The organism is Rhodopseudomonas sp. BR0G17 (assembly GCF_010907025.1).
Classification (GTDB): domain Bacteria; phylum Pseudomonadota; class Alphaproteobacteria; order Rhizobiales; family Xanthobacteraceae; genus Rhodopseudomonas; species Rhodopseudomonas palustris_H.
In genome coordinates this window covers 1-15,200 of sequence record NZ_QUML01000004.1, presented here as the reverse complement: position 1 = coordinate 15,200, position 15,200 = coordinate 1, and the positions used below count along the sequence as shown (strand labels likewise).

Sequence of the window (15,200 nt, the reverse complement as noted above, 5' to 3'; positions counted from 1 at the left end):
AACCCTACCGCTTACTTCGCCCACAGCCGCAGCAGCGGCCCGTTCTTGCCGTATACCGGATCGGTCTTCGGCAGCGGCACCTTCGGAACTGTCTGCAGCGCCTTGCGATAATTGTCCGGGGTGGGACGTGTGACCTGCATCTTGGGCCCGGGCGGATAGGCGCCAACCACGGAGAAGTCGTGGCTGGCGAATAGGCATTTATGACCGGTGCCGGCCGGCAGCACCGCGACGTCACCCGGCGTCAACTCGATCGCCTCGCCTTGTTCGCCGCCGAACAGCACCATCGCACGACCGCGCGCGACGCCGAGCGCCTCATGCACCGTGGCGTGATAGTGCTGGTAATCGAAAATCCCGTTGCGCCAGCGATCGCCCCAACCATTGCGTTCGAACAGATCCTCGATCGCTTGCTCCGGATCGCGGCCGCCGATGTCGACCGCGTGCTTATAGAGCAGTAACGGCAGCGGGTTGTTCGGGATCAGCCCGTCGTCATCGAACACCAGCGCAAGCGGTTTGATCTGGTCGCGGGCAAGCGACATGGCGTCTCCAGCGCGTGCAGGGAAGGATCATCAGCTTGCTGAGATAACGTGACGTCGCGCCGGGCGTTCCCGCGTTCGTCACCCGCCTGATACCCGTCATTCCGCGGCGCGCGGACAGGCGCGAGCCCGGAATCTAGCGGTGACTGTGCCCGGATCAGATTCCGGGTTCGCGAGCTACGCTCGCGCCCCGGAATGACAAGTCGAGAGGATGATATGAATAAGGCCGCCGCGGTTACGCGGCGGCTTTCTTCGCGCGCATCAGATCGGTGAAGCGGCGGAACAGATAGTGCGAGTCCTGCGGGCCGGGCGAGGCCTCGGGGTGGTACTGCACCGAGAACACCGGCTTGTCGGCCAGCGCGATGCCGCAGTTCGAGTCGTCGAACAGCGACACGTGGGTCTGCTGCACGTTGGCCGGCAGGGTCGACTTGTCGACCGCGAAGCCGTGGTTCATCGAGGTGATCTCGACCTTGCCGGTGGTGAGATCCTTGACCGGATGATTGGCGCCGTGGTGGCCTTGATGCATCTTCACGGTCTTGCCGCCGAGCGCGAGGCCGAGCATCTGGTGGCCGAGGCAGATGCCGAAGGTCGGCACGCCGGTCTCGATCACCTTCTGGATCACCGGCACCGCGTATTTGCCGGTGGCAGCCGGATCGCCCGGGCCGTTCGACAGGAATACGCCGTCCGGCTTCATCGCCAGGATGTCTTCGGCCGAGGTGGTGGCAGGCACCACGGTGACCTTGCAGCCTTCGCCGGCAAGCAGCCGCAGAATGTTGCGCTTGATGCCGTAGTCGATCGCGACGACGTTGAACTCCGGCTTGTCCTGCCGGCCGAAACCTTCACCCCATGCCCACGGCGTCTCGTCCCAGGTGAAGCGCTGGCCGGAGGTGACCATCGGCACCAGGTCCATGCCTTCCAGGCCGGGCCACTCGCGGGCCTCTTCCTTCAGCGCGTGTAGGTCGAATTCGCCGTTCGGCGAATGCGCGATCACCGCGTTGGGCATCCCCTTGCTGCGGATCAGCGCGGTCAGCGCGCGGGTGTCGATGCCCGACAGGCCGATGATGCCGCGCGCCTTCAGCCAGGCGTCGAGATGGCGCGCCGAGCGATAGTTCGACGGATCGGTGATGGCGCTGCGCAGGATCACGCCGCGCGCGCCGGGCGTCGCCGCCATGTTCACCGTCTCGATATCCTCGTCGTTGGTGCCGACGTTGCCGATATGCGGGAAAGTGAAGGTGATGAGCTGCCCGGCGTAGGACGGATCGGTGAGGATCTCCTCATAGCCGGTCATCGCGGTGTTGAAGCAGACCTCGCCGACGGCGTGGCCCTCTGCGCCGAGGCCGAAGCCCTCGAACACGGTGCCATCGGCGAGCACGAGCAGCGCGGTCGGCTTGTGGTCCGGCCAAGCGGGATGGGATGCTGAATTGGTCATGAGCGCACTACATAGTCGCGGGCGTTGCCGACGTCAAAGCGCCGCCCCCCTCCAATTGTTCGCTTTTGGACGAGATTTGACAGGGAATTTGGCTGTCCTAGGCTCCGCGGCGGGCGCAGGGGCAGAATCGTGCGCGGGGAGAGCTTGAATGGACACATCATTGCCGGTGGTGCTGGTGCCAGGTTTGGCGGGCTCGCCACGGATCTACGCCCCGATCCTCCCCGCGCTATGGGCTTGCGGCTCGCCGGTGACGGTCGCCAACCACATCCGCGACGACAGCATGGCGGCGATCGCACGGCGGATTCTCGCCGAGGCGCCGGCGCGGTTCGCGCTCGCCGGGCATTCGATGGGCGGCTACATCGCGTTCGAGATCATGCGTCAGGCGCCGGACCGGGTCGCCAAGCTGGCGCTGATCAACACCCAGGCCCGGCCCGACAGTCCGGAAGCCACCGAGCGCCGCACCCGGCAGATCGGGGAAGCCGAGGCCGGCCGGCTGCACGCGGTGCTGGACGAGCTGTATCCCGGCTTTGTCCACCCGTCGCGCCGCGAGGACGCCGCGCTGCAGCGGATCGTCCACGATATGGGCGACGACGTCGGCGCCGCCGGCTTCGTCCGCCAGCAGCGGGCGATCATCGCCCGTGCCGATTCCCGGCCCACGCTGGGGACAATCGGCTGTCCGACCCTGGTGGTTTCCGGCGACACGGACACCACCATTCCGAACAGCCTGTCGCAGGAAATGGCGGAAGGCATCAGCGGCGCCCGGCTGGTGATCATCCCCGATTGCGGTCACCTGCCGCAGATCGAGCAGCCCGCCGCCACCGCCGCCGCGCTGGCGGACTGGCTGCGGAACTAGAGTTGTTTCGGCCGGCTGAACCGCCTACATCAGCGGCAGATTTGCCATTTTCCGTTATTGCGAGCCGAAGGCGAAGCAATCCAGGCTCTTTTCGCGGCCTCTGGATTGCTTCGTCGCTTCGCTCCTCGCAATGACGCATCGAATACGAAGGAGCCCGACATGCTGCGCGACGACATCAACAACGCCGTTAAAGAGGCGATGAAAGCCAAGGACGAGCGCAAGCTGTCGACGCTGCGGATGGTGAACTCGACCATCAAGAACGCCGACATCGAAGCGCGCGGCCAGGGCAAGCCGCCGCTGTCGGACGGCGATCTGCTCAGCCTGCTGCAGAAGATGATCAAGCAGCGCCAGGAATCGGTCGAGTTGTACGACAAGGGCGGCCGCGCCGAACTCGCCGACCAGGAGCGCGCCGAGATCGCCGTGATCCAGGCCTACCTGCCGCAGCAGATGTCCGACGACGAAGTCAAAGCCGCGATCGCCGCCACTATCTCCGAAACCGGCGCCGCCGGCATCAAGGACATGGGCAAGGTGATCGGCGCCCTGAAGGCGAAATATGCCGGCCAGATGGACTTCGGCAAGGCCAGCGGGATGGTGAAGGCGGCGCTGACGGGTTAGTCGCCAACTAGCACCGTCATTCCGGGGCACGCGCTGTAGCGCGTAAACCCGGAATCCCGCAGTTGCTACGCGCGGCGCTCGCTCCGGATGAACTCCTCGAGATTCCGGGTTCGCCGCTCCGCGGCGCCCCGGAATGACGATGCGTGAGGCTGAAGGCTGCAACGACGGACTCGCGCCACCTCGCGCCCCTCTCAATGCCCCATCGCCGGCTTTGCGCTGCGGTCGACGCTGCGCAGCGACAGCGCCAGCGGGATCATCGCGGCGGCGATCAGGCCGAGCGCGACGAACACGTCCAGATACGCCAGCAGCGCGGCTTGGTTTTCGACCATCTGTCCGACCACCGCCATCGCGCTGCCGGACTTGCTGCCGGTTGCGTTCTGAGTGCCGAGATAGCCTTGGATCTGCGCCAGCGTGTCGTGCAGCACCGGATTCCACGAGCCGACGTGTTCGCTCAGCCGGCTCTGATGAAACTGCTCGCGCCGGGCCAGTACGGTCTGGCTGATCGACACGCCGATCGAGCCGCCGAAATTACGGGCGAGGTTGATCATCGCCGAGGCCTGATCGGTCTTGTCGGGCGGGATGCCATCGTAGGACGCGGTGGTGATCGGGATGAAGATCAGCGGCAGGCCGATGCCGAGATAGATCCGCGACAGCGCGAAGAACCAGTAGTCGGCGTCCGGCGACATCCGCATGAGGTCGATCATCGCGCCGCCGGCGATGGTGGCGCCGAGCGCGATCAGCCAGCGCGGCTGTACCGAGCCGCCGAGCCGGCCGACGATCACCATCGTCACCATCGTCACGAGGCCGCCGGGCGAGATCACCAGCCCGGCCAGCGTCGCGGTGTAGCCGAACCGCTCCTGCAGCAGCTGCGGCACGATCTGGGTGGTGGCGATCAAGAGCGCGCCGGTCGCCAGCATGATCACGAAGCAGGTGCCGAACTGCCGGCCGGTCAGCATCCTGACGTCGATCAGCGGCCGCTCCCGCGATAGCTCCCACGGCACGAAGGCGATCAGCGCCGCCGAAGAGATGATCGCGAAGGTGACGATGAAGGTCGAGCCGAACCAGTCGTCGACCTGTCCACGGTCGAGCACGACTTCGAGTGCGCCGAGGAAGGTCGCGACCAGCACGAAGCCGACGATGTCGAAGTTGAGTCCCTTCGCCCATAGCTTCTCGCGCTCCTGCCGCTGCTTTTCGGAGGAGGGAATGATCAGGTAGATCAGCGCCAGTGTGATCACACCGACCGGCACGTTGATCAGGAAGCACCAGTGCCATGACAGGTTATCACTCAGCCAGCCGCCGAGCGTCGGGCCGACCACCGGCGCCACCACCACGGCGATGCCGTACAGCGCAAAACCCTGGCCGCGCTTGGCCGGCGGAAACGCCGCCGCGAGGATCGACTGCGCCACCGGCGTCATGCCGCCGCCGGCCAGCCCCTGCAGGATCCGGAACACCAGCAGCGATTGCAGATTCCAGGCGAAGCCGCACAGCAGCGAGCTCGCCGTGAACAGCGCGATGCACACCAGAAAGAAATTCTTGCGGCCGAACATCTGAGCGATCCAGCCCGACGCACACAGCACGATCGAGTTGGCGACCAGATAGGTGGTGACCACCCAGGAGGCTTCGTCGCCCGACACCGCGAGGCCGCCGGCGATGTAACGCAGCGCGACGTTGGCGATGGTGGTGTCGAGCACTTCCATGAAGGTCGCGACCGACACCAGCACCGCGATCAGCCACGGATTGGCGCCGCCATATTCGCCTTCGCTGTCGGCCATGGCGAGAGCCTTACGGCCGCACGGTGACGCGCGGCACCACCGACATGCCGGGGCCGAGCTCGACATCCGGCGGCTGATCGAAGGTGATCTTCACCGGCACGCGCTGCACCACCTTGACGTAGTTGCCGGTGGCGTTCTCGGCGGGCAGCAGGCTGAACGCCGTGCCGCTGCCGGCCTGGATGCTGTTGACGTGACCGGGATAAGATTTGCCGTAGGCGTCGATGTGAATGTCGACCGGCTGCCCGACCCGCATCAGCTCGAGTTGCGTCTCCTTGAAATTGGCCGTGACCCAGACGTCGAGCGGCACCAACACCATGATGGCCTGGCCCGGCGAGGCCAGCGCCCCGACCGCGCCGGTCAGCTTGGCGATGCGGCCGTCGGTCGGCGCGCGCAATTCGGTGCGCTGCAGATTGGCATCGGCCTGCTCCTTCTGCGCCTGCGCGGCCTGGAGCTGGGCCTTGGCCTGCTCGACCTTGGCGCGCAGCACGTCGATCTGGCGGTCGGCGGCGAGCTTGGCGGCATTGGCGGCGTCGAGCGCGGCCTTCTTGGCACGGAAATCCGACTCGGCCTGCTGGGCCCGCTGCACGGTGCCGGCGCCCTTCTGTACCAGTTCCTGATAGCGCTGGTTTTCATCGGTGGCGAAGGTGAGCGCGGCTTGCGCTTCCTGCACCTGCTGATTGGCCTGCTGGATCTGCGCCTGCTGCGCACCGATCTGAGCCTCGATATCGGTGATGGAAGCTTGCGCCTGCAGGATCTGCGCGGCGGCCTGGTCGACCGCGGCCTTGTAGTCGCGTGGGTCGATGGTGGCGAGCAGTTCACCCGCCTTGACCACCTGGTTGTCGGTGACGTTGACGCCGGTGATCGCGCCCGACACCTGTGGGCTGATCAGCACCGTGCGAGTGTCGATGAAAGCATCGTCGCTGCTCTCGTAGTTGCGGGCATGCAGCCACCACAAAATGCCGCCGATGATCGCTGCGATGATCAGCACCGCCCCGATGCTGGCCGCCACTGGATGACCACCGATCAGCGCTTTAAGGCCGCCGGGTGAGTTCGCGCGGCGGTCCGATTCGCTGCCGGGGCGGTCGCGGGTGTCGTCGTCGCGGCGTCGCTGTTCGGTCGGAGGGAGAGCCGGTGATCGCGACGGCGCAGGCGCCGCTTCAGGCCGGGCATCTGCAGAATGACGGTCGCGATCCGCGAAATCGGAACTGGCGGAGGAGGGGCTGTCCAAGGTGCTCATGAGGAAAACGCTCTTGCGCGCGGCATCGCCGCGCCAGCCGAAGCAACACTGCAGTGCAAAACAGGTTCCATTCGGAAACTGCAGAGGATCCCCGCGATCAGAGGCAGCGATCTCGACACAAAATTCGCTCGTCCGAGTGTTCACGACGGTGTGAAAGGAGGTTCGACGACCGCGCTGGCAGCGGAGGGGGGGACGGCGAGATTGCCAAAACCCGTTCGAATGCCTCGGTGAGTGGCCAATTTCGCGCTTATTGCGACGCGAGTTAGTTGTGCGATGCGGCGGGAACTAATCGAGACGCATAGCTTGCATTGGTCGGCTTGCTACCAAGCTGATTGACGGTCGTCGAACTCCGCGCCTTAATACATGCAACTAATAACGAACGATGCCCACGAACCAGGGAGGAGCGACCATGTCGATCTCCGGTAAGGTTGATCCCGTGGTGCGGCCGATCACGATCGGCGACATTGCGGAAGCGTTGGGTCAGGGGCTGCGGGACTTTCAGGCCGCGCCGCTCTACGGCCTCGCTTTCGGCGCGTTCTATGCAGCGGGCGGATTGCTGATCCTCGCCTGTCTGACGGCTTTCCATATGGTGTATCTGGCCTATCCGCTCGGCGCCGGCTTTGCGCTGCTTGGGCCGTTCGTTGCGCTCGGGCTTTACGAAGTCAGCCGGCAGCGCGAGGCCGGCAGGCGGCCGTCGATGATGCAGATCATCGGCCTGATGCGCAGCCGCAGCGAACTCGGTTGGATGGCGTTCGTCACGCTGTTCCTGTTCGTGATCTGGATGTACCAGGTCCGGCTGCTGATCGCGCTGTTCCTCGGGGTCGGCGCGTCGTTCGGCAGCCTGCAGGAATTCATCTCCGCGGTGCTCACCACCAACGAGGGCCTGGTATTCCTCGCGGTCGGCAATTGCGTCGGCGCTTGTCTGGCCTTGGTGCTGTTCTCGCTGACGGTGGTGTCGTTCCCGCTGCTGCTGGATCGCGATGTCGATTTCGTCACCGCGATGGTGACCAGCGTTCGGTCGGTGGTGAAGAGCCCGCTGCCGATGATTGGCTGGGCCGCCACCATCGTCGTGCTGCTGGCGCTCTCGGCGCTGCCGTATTTCCTGGGCCTGGTGGTGACGCTGCCAGTACTCGGTCATGCCACCTGGCATCTGTATCGAAAGATCGTTGCGCCGGTCGCCGCGGAGATGCCGGAGAGCGAGTCCGAGACCAGCAACGTTGTGGTGATGCCGAAGCGCGCCGCCACAGGCTGACGCCCTCCTGATCGACACGCGCCGGTCTCACTCCGGCGCGCGGGGGACGGTGACGTCGACGCGCCGGAGCGCGGCGATCATCTTCCGCGGGGCCCGACCGGTTTCCAGCCGGCTCTTCAGCGACGACAGGATCGCCGGCCGGTCCGGTGCGGCACCCAGCCGCTGACATCGGTCATGCTGTGCTCCGTCTGCGGTTACGCTGACACATGAGCGGCTTCCGCGGCGGCATGCGCCGGGGCGGCGAACGGGAGCGGCTCTCCGGTCTCCAAAATGCTCTTCAGGCTGGCCAGCACCATCGGCCAACCGAAGCTGATGCTCGGTAATGTCGCGCTGCCTTCGTCGAAGTCTTCGTGGGTGACCGTCAGCTTGACGAGATCTCCTTGCGGCCCGATCTCGTAGGTGACGCGGGACGGTTTCTCTTGGCGCATCGCCGGGTCCCACACCGAGACCCAATTGTACGCCAGCCGACGCGGCGGATCGGACTCCACGATGGTGCAGCGGTTCTTGATCTCGCCACCTCGCTCCATCGTCATTTCCGAACCGACCGTCCAGTCCGAGCGCAGCGTGCAGTCCATCCAGTAGCGCCGGGTGAAATCGGCGTCGGTCAACGCGTGCCACAGCCGCTCCGGCGTGGTGCGGATATAGGTGACGTAGGCGAATTCCGGCTTACTCATCGCGCGTCTCCAATTTGCGTTTCAGGTCGCTGAGGGCGGCGAGCCGGCCGCGCTCGAATTTCCTGATCCAGCGGTCGCCGATCTCGTGGATCGGCACCGGGTTCAGGTAGTGGAGCTTCTCGCGGCCGTGTTTGACCGTGGCGACCAGATTGGCTGCTTCGAGAATCGCAAGGTGCTTGGTCACGGCCTGCCGCGTCATCGCGAGGCCGTTGCAGAGATCGCTCAGCGTCTGCCCGTTACGGGCGTGGAGCCTGTCCAAAAGGGCGCGCCGCGAACCATCCGCCAGCGCTTTGAAGACCTCATCCATGGCGGCGATAATAGGCAACCAAAAGGTTGCGTGTCAACACCGAGCAGCGACGCGGCCTTTTCGCCAGTCGTCGCAGTCGCGCAGGGCTGCTAACGTCTCGGCTGGAATCGTTGCGTGAATGGGAATGCCATGTCTCTCGAAATGTACCTGACCTTCGTCACCGCCTGCATCGTGCTCGCTCTGCTGCCGGGGCCGGTGGTGACGCTGGTGATCGCCAACGGCCTGCGTCACGGCACCCGCGCAGCATTGCTGAACATCGCCGGTGCGCAGCTCGGGCTTGGTCTGGTGATCGCGCTGGTCGCTGCCGGTCTCACCACGCTGATGGCGACGATGGGCTATTGGTTCGACTGGGTACGGTTTCTCGGCGCAGCCTATCTGGTGTGGCTCGGCATCGGCCTGATCCGGAAGCCGGTCGAAGGTCTGTCGACCGATCAGCCGCCGCCTCCGCCGCGCGGCGGCTTCTTCCTGCAGGGCTTCTTGGTGCTGCTGGCAAATCCGAAGGTGCTGGTGTTCTTCGGCGCGTTCATTCCGCAGTTCGTCGACATGCAGCGCGAGACGGTGCCGCAGGTGGCGCTGCTCGGCGTCACCTTCATGGTGATCGCGGCGATGACGGATGCGATCTACGCGCTGCTCGCCGGCCGCGCCCGCACGATGTTCTCCGCGCACCGGACGCGGCTGCTGTCGCGGATCTCCGGCGGCTTCATGATCGGCGGCGGTGTCTGGCTTGCGCTCAGCCGGGCGAAGTAAGGCGCGGCCTTTGCCTTGTCATAGGTAGGCTAAGCCGACGAAGCAATCCGGCTCCCGAGGGCTCGGCGCATCTGGATTGTTTCGCCGTGGCTCGCAATGAATCAGCGAGGTTGCGGTGGTGCCGCTATCGCAGCGCCTACTGTTGCCGCAGCGTGTCGCCGATCGCGCTCAGAACGCGTGTGAGCCGGCTAGCCCATTCCACCTGGCCGGCCTCGTCGGTGATCTGATCCTGGCGGATTTCGATGCCCGAAGTGATCAGGCCGCGTGCGGTGCCGTGCACCGGAATGGTGTAGTCGGTGCCGTCGGCGACCGCGTAAGGCTGGTTGTCGCCGACAACCAGGTCCGGCTCGCGCCGCAGCTCGGCGAGCAGCAGCGGCGGCAGCACGGTGCAGTCCTGATACAGCGTGCCGATGTGCCAGGGCCGTGCCATGCCGTGATACACCGGCGTGAACGAATGCAACGCCAGCAGCACGGTCGGCTGGCCGGATAATTGCCGATCTTCGATCGCCGCCTCGATCCGCTGGTGATACGGATCGAAAATCAGCCGCCGCCGCTCCGCGGCATGCTCGCGAGTCAGTCCGTCGTTGCCGGGGATCGTCGTCGCCTCGCTGACCAGCGGGATCGAACTCTCGGCGCTTGGCGGCCGATTGCAGTCGATCACCAGCCGCGAATAGCGCTGCGCGATCAGATGTGCGCCGAGCACGTCGGACACCCGTTCGGCGACGCCTGCGATGCCGACGTCCCAGGCGATGTGGCGCGTCAGTTCGGCTTCGGGCAGGCCGAGATCGCCGAGCTGTGCCGGGATCCGGCGGCCGTAATGGTCACACACCAGCAGGAACGGCGATTGTCCGTTCTGATTGCGCTCGATCACCGGAGGCTCTCCGGCATCGAGGCTGAGGAAATTATCGCGCACGCCGTCCATCACCCAACCTGCCTATGCCTTTTGTCGTCCGAGCCCCACCGAATCGGTAGCGGATTCGCCGGCGCGGCGTCGAGACGATTGAACTTCGCCGTCACGAACCGGGCATGACATCCCGCCGACGTTTGGATAGCTTCGGCCCGACTTGCTGAAGTTGCGGTGAATGATGTCCGATCGTCTGTTCGTTTACGGCACGCTGATGCGCGGCTACGACCATCCGATGGCCCGGCTGCTGTCGTCGAATGCGGAGTTTCTCGGGGCAGCTTCGATGCCGGGTCGGCTGTATCTGGTGCGGCACTATCCCGGCCTGGTGCCGTCGGATGATCCGGCCGACCGCGTTCACGGCGAAGTGTTCCGGCTGCATCGGCCGGACGAGGTGTTGACGCAGCTCGACGATTATGAAGGCTGCGGGCCGCGCGACCAGCGCGCGGAGTACCGGCGCGAGATCGCCCGCGTGACGCTGGCAGGCGGCACCGAGCTCGACGCGTTCGTGTACTATTACAATTGGGATGTGGCGCGGCTACCGCGCATCGAAACGGGGCGGTTTCAGCCGGAAGCGTTTTCCGGCTGAAAGGGCCTGAAGACTTCTAGCCGGTAAGGTGCAGCTCGATCCGCGCATTGGCGGCCAGCGGCAGCAGGGTCAGCCAATCCGGATCGCCCGGCTCGGTGAGGCAGAAGCTCGGAAAGTCATAGGCTTCGACCGAAGCGGTGGCGATATCGAGCACGTGGCCGCAGTCGTCGCATTTCCAGGAATGGATCTCGTACACCCCGTCGATGGCTTCCACGCCGAGCGACGTCATCTGCGCATTGCAATGGGCACAATTAGCCATGATCTGGCTCCTTATCGTTCGAACGCGACGCTCCAGAACTTCGGAAGCGACGCGGGTGAGCCCTTTAAGCCTTGGCTGATCGTTCTCCCCCGACTCCCCCGCATTGCGCAGGGTGCGGCAGTTCAATCCCGCTTGCGCGGTGCAGCAATGAGCTGGATCAAACCGGCTCCGCTTGCGAATTGTCGCGGGTTTACAAGGGTATCGACTATGCCGCAATGCGAAATATTGCGAGGTGATGACATGCGTGTGCAACCTAGTTTGTTCGCGCTAAAGTAGCTTTGATATAGCTGACAACTAGAGGCTGACACGGGCGACGCAAATAGTACCCGCTCCGCATCCGGGCAGATCATTTTATGAACCACTCAGACTTTCGAATTGGGCTGGAGTTTGTGACGGAAGCCGGACGATGGCGATGCACGGATATCGGCACACGTACGATCACAGCGATACGTCTCGATCGCGGTGACGACACAAGTTGGTACGACGGACCGCCCTACGCGATTGCCGAAACTGCTTTTGATGAAGACGACATAGCTTCATGTGAGATCGCTCCAGAGCGAGGGGCGTTCGGTGACACCGGGAAGCTCCAGATTGGAGGGCTCAAGCAGTATCCCCTATCCGCCCTGTCTCAGATTTGTGCGATCGACTACACGGCCGTTATCGCTCGCAACATGCCTGCGATGCGGACATTTTATGGTGATTTGCTTGGGTTTTCATTGATTCGGGAGCTGTCCCCGAACTGGGTGGAGTATCGGGTCGGCGGTAACGTCGGTCGCGTCCCCCCAAGTGGTGTAACTGGGCGGTAGCGGAGCCGCTCGCGAGCGCGCCCCATAGCGCCGTAGCGAGCGAGCGGCGGTCATCGGCGATGTCTCCGGTAGGATCGGGTTGCGACACCAACCTGACCGAGGATTTCACCGATGACCGACGACATGATGAACCTGCGCGCGCTCGTGGAGAAGACCCCCGACGCCGATTTGCTGCGCGAGATGATCGGCTTTGCCGCCCAGCGACTGATGGAGATGGAGGTCGGCAGCCTGACCGGCGCCGGCTATGGCGAGAAGACGCCGGAGCGGCTGGCGCAGCGCAACGGCTATCGGGAGCGGGACTGGGAGACCCGGGCCGGAACGGTCGAACTGCGGATCCCGAAGCTGCGCAAGGGCAGCTACTTCCCCGGTTTCCTGGAGCCGCGCCGGATGGCCGAGAAGGCGCTCACCGCGGTGATCCAGGAGGCCTATGTGCACGGCGTCTCGACCCGTTCGGTCGACGACCTGGTCAAGGCGATGGGGATGAGCGGCATCTCCAAGAGCCAGGTCAGTCGGCTGTGCGAGGAGATCGACGGCAAGGTGAAGGCCTTTCTCGGCCGACCGATCGAGGGCGACTGGCTGTATCTGTGGATCGACGCCACCTACGTCAAAGTCCGCCAGGCCGGCCGCATCGTCTCGGTCGCGGTGATTGTCGCCGTCGGCGTCAACAGCGATGGACGGCGCGAGATTCTCGGGCTCGATATCGGCCCCTCTGAAGCCGAGACGTTCTGGACCGCGTTCCTGCGCAAGCTCGCCCGCCGCGGCCTGCGCGGCGTCAAGCTGGTGATCTCCGACGCCCACGAGGGCATCAAGGCCGCGGTCAGCAAGGTGCTGAACGCCACCTGGCAGCGCTGCCGGGTGCACTTCATGCGCAACGTCCTGGCCCACGCCGGCAAGAGCGGACGCCGCGTCGTCTCCGCCTTCATCGCCACCGCCTTCGCCCAGGACGACGCCGACGCCGCACAGGCGCAATGGCGCCGGGTCGCCGATCAGCTGCGGCCGAAGCTGCCCAAGCTCGCGGCCTTCCTCGACGAAGCGGAGACCGACGTGCTGGCCTATATGAGCTTCCCACCGGCGCACCGCACCAAGCTGCACTCGACCAATCCGATCGAGCGCCTCAACGGCGAGATCAAGCGGCGCACCGAAGTGGTCGGCATCTTCCCCAATGAAGACGCCATCGTCCGCCTGGTCGGCGCCATCCTGCTCGAACAGAACGACGAATGGGCGGTGCAGCGCGCCCGCTACATGACGCTGGAAACCATCGCCCCGATCGGCGATGATCCCGCCGTCAGCCTCCCGGCATTCGCCAGCTGACCGGCCCGGACCCACCAGGCCATCGCGGTGACCCGCCGCCAGCTACACCACACCAGGGGACACGATCGTAACGTCCTTGCGCTCGCCAAACCAAGGTTGACAGCTGCAGATCCTCCGATCCCGTTAGGCATTGCATCGGTTCAGCTGGCGTTTCGCGTACCTCTGGCCGAGGTCGATCGATGCGCTGCTGAGCTTGCCCAAAAGAGCGTCGCATTGTTATCGCCCCCGATGGACCAGAGCTTTGGACACCGAACACTGTTTTTCCGGGATCCCGACGGAAACCTGCTGGAAATCTTCGCAGAGATCCCGTCACCCCCGGTGTCCGAGCGCTAGGTGGTCCTGGTTCTTGTCGGATCGCGACGCGGGCACAACCTCATATGGTGAGGAGGCCCGAAGCGTCGTCTCGAACCATGGGTGGCGGGGCTGGTCCATGGGGCTCTCATCCTTCGAGACGTCGGCGTTGGCGAGGATTCATCTCTGTTTGCGCTGTGGATAGCCGGGACAATTCGGCGCAACCTCGTCTTCACCTCGCGTGAGCCTATATCCATGGTCGGTTGGCGCCGCTGGTGAGCGCTGTTTGCTGAAGCCCCTAAAACCTCCCGAGCCCATGCGCTTCTCGCCGCAGTTCCTCGACGATCTGAAAGCCCGGCTGTCGGTGTCGGAGGTGGTCGGCCGTCGCGTCAAGCTGAAGAAGGCCGGGCGGGAGTGGAAGGGGCTGTCACCGTTCCAGCAGGAGAAGACGCCGTCCTTCTTCGTCAATGACGAGAAGCAGGCGTGGTTCGACTTCTCCTCAGGCAAGAACGGCTCGATCTTCGACTTCGTGATGCTGACCGAGGGTGTCGATTTCCCGGAAGCGGTCGAACGGCTCGCGGCGATGGCCGGCGTCGCACTGCCGGTGCAGACGCAGGAGTCCGCGCGCCAGGAGCAGCGCCGCAAATCGCTGTACGACGTGATGGAGCTGGCGGCGAATTACTTCGCCGACAATCTCGCCTCGCGCGCCGGCGCCCGCGCCCGCGGTTATCTCGCCGATCGCGCCATCATGCCGGGCACGCAGGTCAAGTTCCGCCTGGGCTACGCGTCGAACGAGCGCTACGCGCTGAAGGAGTATCTCGGCAAGCACGGCGTGCCGGTGCCCGACATGATCGAGGCCGGGCTGTTGTCGGCGGGCCCTGATATTCCGGTGCCGTTCGACAAATTCCGCGATCGCGTGATGTTTCCGATCACCGATCTCCGCGGCCGTGTGATTGCGTTCGGTGGCCGTGCGCTGGAGAAGGACGTCGCGGCGAAGTACCTGAACTCGCCGGAGACGCCGCTGTTTCACAAGGGCGACAATCTCTACAACCACGCGCCCGCGCGCAAAGCCGCGCACGACGGCGGCGCGGTGATCGTGGTGGAGGGCTATGTCGACGTCATCGCGCTGGTCACCGCCGGTTTTCCCGCCACCGTCGCGCCGCTCGGCACCGCGCTGACCGAAGCGCAATTGCAGCACCTCTGGAAGATGGCCGACGAGCCGATCCTGTGCTTCGACGGCGACCGCGCCGGCCAGAAGGCGGCGTATCGCGCCGCCGATCTGGCGCTGCCGCATCTGAAGCCCGGCAAGAGCCTGCGCTTCGCGCTGCTGCCGGAAGGCCAGGATCCCGACGATCTCGCCCGCGCCGGCGGCCGGCTCGCGGTCGAGGAGGTGATCCGTGCGGCGCGGCCGCTCGCCGACATGTTGTGGGCGCGCGAGGCGGAGGGCGGAATGTTCGCCACCCCGGAGCGGCGCGCGGCGCTCGAGGCCCGGATCAACGAGCTATCCAACGGAATCCGCGACGAAATCGTCCGCAAGCACTATCGCCAGGACCTCACCGACCGGCTGCGCGCCGCGTTCGCCCCGCAGGGCGGATTTGGGGGCGGCTATGGCGGGGGATTCGGG

General features: G+C 65.1%; 15 protein-coding genes and 1 pseudogene. 8 read left to right on the top strand and 8 right to left on the bottom strand.

The window, feature by feature from the left end:
• Positions 1-11 precede the first annotated feature (11 nt).
• Positions 12-536: a hypothetical protein gene (locus DY467_RS04865; protein WP_164634328.1), complete on the bottom strand. Its 525-nt coding sequence runs from the start codon at positions 534-536 to the stop codon at positions 12-14.
• A gap of 232 nt (positions 537-768) precedes the next feature.
• Positions 769-1,962: a glutamine-hydrolyzing carbamoyl-phosphate synthase small subunit gene (gene carA, locus DY467_RS04860; protein ID WP_107354597.1), complete on the bottom strand. Its 1,194-nt coding sequence runs from the start codon at positions 1,960-1,962 to the stop codon at positions 769-771.
• 148 nt (positions 1,963-2,110) lie between these two features.
• Between carA and DY467_RS04855 the strand changes: the two genes are divergently transcribed.
• Both DY467_RS04855 and DY467_RS04850 read left to right on the top strand, forming a co-directional pair.
• The gene (locus DY467_RS04855) at positions 2,111-2,815 is read left to right on the top strand and encodes an alpha/beta fold hydrolase (RefSeq protein WP_164634326.1); all 705 of its coding nucleotides are present in this window, start codon (positions 2,111-2,113) and stop codon (positions 2,813-2,815) included.
• A 159-nt stretch (positions 2,816-2,974) separates the two neighbouring features.
• Complete coding sequence (locus DY467_RS04850; protein ID WP_011156842.1) at positions 2,975-3,430, top strand: GatB/YqeY domain-containing protein; 456 nt, start codon at positions 2,975-2,977, stop codon at positions 3,428-3,430.
• A 191-nt stretch (positions 3,431-3,621) separates the two neighbouring features.
• Here the strand turns inward: DY467_RS04850 and DY467_RS04845 are convergent, their stop codons facing one another.
• Positions 3,622-5,202, bottom strand: a complete 1,581-nt coding sequence (locus tag DY467_RS04845) for a DHA2 family efflux MFS transporter permease subunit (protein ID WP_164634324.1) — start codon at positions 5,200-5,202, stop codon at positions 3,622-3,624.
• 10 nt (positions 5,203-5,212) lie between these two features.
• Positions 5,213-6,211, bottom strand: a complete 999-nt coding sequence (locus DY467_RS04840) for an HlyD family secretion protein (protein ID WP_349627610.1) — start codon at positions 6,209-6,211, stop codon at positions 5,213-5,215.
• A gap of 637 nt (positions 6,212-6,848) precedes the next feature.
• Between DY467_RS04840 and DY467_RS04835 the strand changes: the two genes are divergently transcribed.
• Entirely contained in the window at positions 6,849-7,691 is an 843-nt protein-coding gene (locus DY467_RS04835) for a DUF2189 domain-containing protein (protein WP_164634322.1), read from the top strand.
• A gap of 194 nt (positions 7,692-7,885) precedes the next feature.
• Here DY467_RS04835 and DY467_RS04830 read toward each other — a convergent pair whose 3' ends face one another.
• Together DY467_RS04830 and DY467_RS04825 are read right to left on the bottom strand one after the other, a co-directional pair.
• Entirely contained in the window at positions 7,886-8,365 is a 480-nt protein-coding gene (locus DY467_RS04830; protein ID WP_164634320.1) for an SRPBCC family protein, read from the bottom strand.
• The gene (locus DY467_RS04825) at positions 8,358-8,672 is read right to left on the bottom strand and encodes an ArsR/SmtB family transcription factor (protein WP_164634318.1); all 315 of its coding nucleotides are present in this window, start codon (positions 8,670-8,672) and stop codon (positions 8,358-8,360) included. The genes DY467_RS04830 and DY467_RS04825 overlap by 8 nt, the downstream gene beginning before the upstream one ends.
• 129 nt (positions 8,673-8,801) lie before the next feature.
• On the opposite strand from DY467_RS04825, the gene DY467_RS04820 reads away from it, so the two are divergent.
• Positions 8,802-9,419 carry a LysE family translocator gene (locus tag DY467_RS04820; protein WP_107343423.1) on the top strand — a complete coding sequence of 206 codons (618 nt, stop codon included), beginning with the start codon at positions 8,802-8,804 and terminating at the stop codon, positions 9,417-9,419.
• 136 nt (positions 9,420-9,555) lie between these two features.
• Here the strand turns inward: DY467_RS04820 and DY467_RS04815 are convergent, their stop codons facing one another.
• Positions 9,556-10,341, bottom strand: a complete 786-nt coding sequence (locus DY467_RS04815) for an N-formylglutamate amidohydrolase (protein WP_164634309.1) — start codon at positions 10,339-10,341, stop codon at positions 9,556-9,558.
• A 160-nt stretch (positions 10,342-10,501) separates the two neighbouring features.
• Between DY467_RS04815 and DY467_RS04810 the strand changes: the two genes are divergently transcribed.
• Complete coding sequence (locus DY467_RS04810) at positions 10,502-10,909, top strand: gamma-glutamylcyclotransferase family protein (protein ID WP_164634307.1); 408 nt, start codon at positions 10,502-10,504, stop codon at positions 10,907-10,909.
• 16 nt (positions 10,910-10,925) lie between these two features.
• On the opposite strand, the gene DY467_RS04805 is transcribed toward DY467_RS04810, so the two are convergent.
• Positions 10,926-11,168: an LIM domain-containing protein gene (locus DY467_RS04805; RefSeq protein WP_011156850.1), complete on the bottom strand. Its 243-nt coding sequence runs from the start codon at positions 11,166-11,168 to the stop codon at positions 10,926-10,928.
• 917 nt (positions 11,169-12,085) lie between these two features.
• On the opposite strand from DY467_RS04805, the gene DY467_RS04800 reads away from it, so the two are divergent.
• The 3 genes and pseudogenes from DY467_RS04800 to dnaG form a co-directional block, all read left to right on the top strand.
• Positions 12,086-13,285, top strand: a complete 1,200-nt coding sequence (locus DY467_RS04800; RefSeq protein ID WP_164634305.1) for an IS256 family transposase — start codon at positions 12,086-12,088, stop codon at positions 13,283-13,285.
• 69 nt (positions 13,286-13,354) lie between these two features.
• A pseudogene (locus tag DY467_RS04795) lies at positions 13,355-13,618 on the top strand (VOC family protein); the annotation flags it as partial.
• 274 nt (positions 13,619-13,892) lie between these two features.
• A partial coding sequence (dnaG, locus tag DY467_RS04790; protein WP_164634529.1) for a DNA primase occupies positions 13,893-15,200 on the top strand: 1,308 nt, incomplete at its 3' end.

Excerpts from the sequence above, each read along its gene's own strand:
- DY467_RS04865 (WP_164634328.1), bottom strand. The coding sequence starts at position 536 with ATGTCGCTTGCCCGCGACCAGATCAAACCGCTTGCGCTGGTGTTCGAT.
- carA (WP_107354597.1), bottom strand. The coding sequence starts at position 1,962 with ATGACCAATTCAGCATCCCATCCCGCTTGGCCGGACCACAAGCCGACC.
- DY467_RS04855 (WP_164634326.1), top strand. The coding sequence starts at position 2,111 with ATGGACACATCATTGCCGGTGGTGCTGGTGCCAGGTTTGGCGGGCTCG.
- DY467_RS04850 (WP_011156842.1), top strand. The coding sequence starts at position 2,975 with ATGCTGCGCGACGACATCAACAACGCCGTTAAAGAGGCGATGAAAGCC.
- DY467_RS04845 (WP_164634324.1), bottom strand. The coding sequence starts at position 5,202 with ATGGCCGACAGCGAAGGCGAATATGGCGGCGCCAATCCGTGGCTGATC.
- DY467_RS04835 (WP_164634322.1), top strand. The coding sequence starts at position 6,849 with ATGTCGATCTCCGGTAAGGTTGATCCCGTGGTGCGGCCGATCACGATC.
- DY467_RS04830 (WP_164634320.1), bottom strand. The coding sequence starts at position 8,365 with ATGAGTAAGCCGGAATTCGCCTACGTCACCTATATCCGCACCACGCCG.
- DY467_RS04825 (WP_164634318.1), bottom strand. The coding sequence starts at position 8,672 with ATGGATGAGGTCTTCAAAGCGCTGGCGGATGGTTCGCGGCGCGCCCTT.
- DY467_RS04820 (WP_107343423.1), top strand. The coding sequence starts at position 8,802 with ATGTCTCTCGAAATGTACCTGACCTTCGTCACCGCCTGCATCGTGCTC.
- DY467_RS04815 (WP_164634309.1), bottom strand. The coding sequence starts at position 10,341 with ATGGACGGCGTGCGCGATAATTTCCTCAGCCTCGATGCCGGAGAGCCT.
- DY467_RS04810 (WP_164634307.1), top strand. The coding sequence starts at position 10,502 with ATGATGTCCGATCGTCTGTTCGTTTACGGCACGCTGATGCGCGGCTAC.
- DY467_RS04805 (WP_011156850.1), bottom strand. The coding sequence starts at position 11,168 with ATGGCTAATTGTGCCCATTGCAATGCGCAGATGACGTCGCTCGGCGTG.
- DY467_RS04800 (WP_164634305.1), top strand. The coding sequence starts at position 12,086 with ATGACCGACGACATGATGAACCTGCGCGCGCTCGTGGAGAAGACCCCC.